The following is a 2,745-nucleotide window of genomic DNA, read 5'->3' on the forward strand; positions in this document are numbered from 1 at the left end:
GGCGTTCCGATGTCGGAACTGACCTCCTTCGTCCTTGCCACATCGAGGATCGCGGGTGTCGAGGCCGTAGGTCTGGCGGCGAATGTGGGATGCATCAGCGGACTTTTGCCCACCGCCGAGAACCAGGAGCTGTTCGGTGCTTCAGCTGTGCGTATCCGTCGCGAGACGGGGCTGCCCCTGAAAATTGTATCGACCGGCGGAACGGTAGCCCTCGACCTGATAGAGCATGGTCTGTTGTCACCAACGGTGACGGAGCTGCGGGCCGGAGAGGCGTTGCTGCTGGGTGTCAGCACCACCGACTCGCGTGTGATTCCCTGGCTGCGTCAGGACGCGTTCACACTGGAGGCGGAGGTCATCGAGGTGCGGGAGAAGCCGAGTGTGCCCGATGGGGCGGTGGGCCTGGACGCGGAGGGCCGGCGACCCCATCTCGTGGACCGCGGTGTCCGCAGGCGTGCCGTCGTGGCGCTGGGATACACCGACACGGACCCTGACGCTCTGATACCTCTGGACGGCGGTGTTACAATAGCCGGCAGCTCCAGTGACCATATGGTTCTGGATGTGACAGAAACCGACTATGACTTCCGCGAAGGCGACGTCGTGCATTTCAGGATGAAATACACAGCATTGTTGCACTCTATGCTGTCACCGTATGTGGCCCGAGAGTATCGCCGAAACCAGAACGCGGTTGTCGAGAGGCTGACGCGGGAGGGTCGATTGACACAGTCACCTCAGACCAGCACAGATCACGGTGCCGGGGAGAGAACTGCTCCCACCGGCGGTGAGTGAAGAAAGGGGTTTCTATGAGAACATTGCCAGAGCTGGAAATTTCACTGGACGCTCTCGCAGATAATGCGAGGAGGCTGAAAGAACGCTGCAACGCTGCTGGCATCGAGGTCGTCCCGGTGCTTAAGAGTTTGCGCTCAGCTTCCGAGGTAGTACGCGCTTGCGCCCGAGGCGGACTAGTGCATGTGGCAGATTCACGTGTGGAGAACCTTGTACGGCTCAAGGCAGACAACCCTGATGCATCGCGGTGCATGCTGATCCGGTCCCCGATGATTGGCCAGGTGGAAGCCGCAGTCGAAGCCTGTGACTGCATTCTCGTCAGCGAGCGACATATCCTGGTGAGCCTTTCGGACGCCGCTCGGGCTGCTCACCGCACCATCAACGTTGTTCCCATGATTGACGTCGGTGACCGGCGCGAGGGGATGTCCCCCGACCAGCTGGTTGCTTTTGCCCGGTATGCGATGATGCTGTCGGGCCTTCATGTGGCCGGCGTTGCTACCAACCTGGGGTGCTTCGCCCGTGTCCAGGCGACGCCGCGCAATCATCAACTGCTGGTGCGCTCCGCTCAGACGCTGCGTGACCAGCTGGGACTGGCGTGCGAGACTGTCTCGACCGGGGGTACACTGACGCTGGCGCTCGTCGAGCACGGTGCCATGCCCGCCGGCATCACCCAGGTCCGCATTGGCGAGGCTCTGGTGCTGGGGACGAGTACGGCTGACGGCAGGTTTATCCCATGGCTCCGTCAGGACACTGCCATTCTGCGGGCGGAAATCATCGAGTTGCAGGATAAGCAGGCGGAGCCAGAGGGACTGGTCCGGTCGGATATCGCAGGTCCCGGCCCACGGTTGCGCGTCAGCTCGAAGGGGCTGCGACGTCGGGCGGTGGTCGCCCTGGGCAAGATGGACACTGATATCGATGGACTGACGCCGGTCATGGACGGTGCAGTGGTACTGGGAGGGTCCAGTGATCACCTGATTGTCGACATCTCAGACGGGGAGAGCAACGTCGCCACCGGTGATGTTCTGGAATTCCGGCTCTCCTATGCTGCGCTGGCACGTGCTGCGGCAAGTCCATATGTGCATTGCATCTACACCGGGGCATAAGAGTACAGTCGAGAGGGGGCAAGATGAAGGAATGGAACTGGAAAACGATGGTGGAACTGCCGGCTGATCAGGCACGGCAGGAGCCGGATGCTTCTGGTGTTCTTGGGAGTTGCCCGTGCTCGTGCCTTCGGAGCATGGTGCACGTGGTGGACGCAGTTTCGACTGAGCAGGCCGTGCTGGAGGCCCAGGCGGCTCTCGGTGACGTGACTGGCAAGGTGCTCCTCTCCGTCTACCGCAGGGTGGAGGGCGAGGACCAGCTGGACCTTGTTGCGACAGGACATAATCCCAGTGACACGCTCGCGCGCATCAGAGTTTCGGTGGTAGCGGCCTCGATGCTGGCCGCCGTACTGACGGATGGCGTGGTGCGCTGGGCGATGGCGGATGAGGGCGATGTTTCGGCGGTCGGCGTGGCAGCGCTCCGCGACCGGGGGCAAACCATTGGACTGGTGGTCGCCGAGTTTGCACGCGACAGTACGGGCGTCGGCAAGCCATCTGTGGTTTGCCTGCACTGCGTGGCAGCCGTCATGAGTGTGGTCATCCTGAGAGCAAGGGTCGATGAAGCGCAGGGAAGCCTGCTGTCGCTGGCGCGTTATCGCAGCGTGGCGGAGCTGTCCGTGCAGGTAACCCACGACTTCAACAACATGATGCAGGGGGTGCTCGGCAATGCGGCGCTGGCCAAGATGGATGCACCTGAAGATAGTCCCGTCGCGGTGTCGATGACTGCTATCGAGGAGTCCGCCACGCGGGCCTCGGCTCTGGCGCGCAAGCTGCTGAACTTCGCGCGCGACAGCGCCAAAGGCGGGGCGACATGCGACGCGGTCAAGGCGGCCTCAGATGCGCTCGACCTGGCAGGGACGCT

The 2,745-nt window shown here is 62.6% G+C and carries 1 protein-coding gene and 2 pseudogenes; all 3 read left to right on the forward strand.

The annotated features are described in order from the left end of the window. Window positions 1-786 (forward strand): annotated as a pseudogene (locus SMC5_RS03420) (hypothetical protein); the annotation flags it as partial. A 14-nt stretch (window positions 787-800) separates the two neighbouring features. Further along, the gene (locus tag SMC5_RS03425; protein WP_126854923.1) at window positions 801-1,886 is read left to right on the forward strand and encodes an alanine racemase; all 1,086 of its coding nucleotides are present in this window, start codon (window positions 801-803) and stop codon (window positions 1,884-1,886) included. Between the two features lie 23 nt (window positions 1,887-1,909). Then, window positions 1,910-2,745, forward strand: a pseudogene (locus SMC5_RS03430) (hypothetical protein); the annotation flags it as partial.

The organism is Candidatus Cryosericum odellii (assembly GCF_003570935.1).
In the GTDB taxonomy this organism is placed as follows: domain Bacteria; phylum Caldisericota; class Caldisericia; order Cryosericales; family Cryosericaceae; genus Cryosericum; species Cryosericum odellii.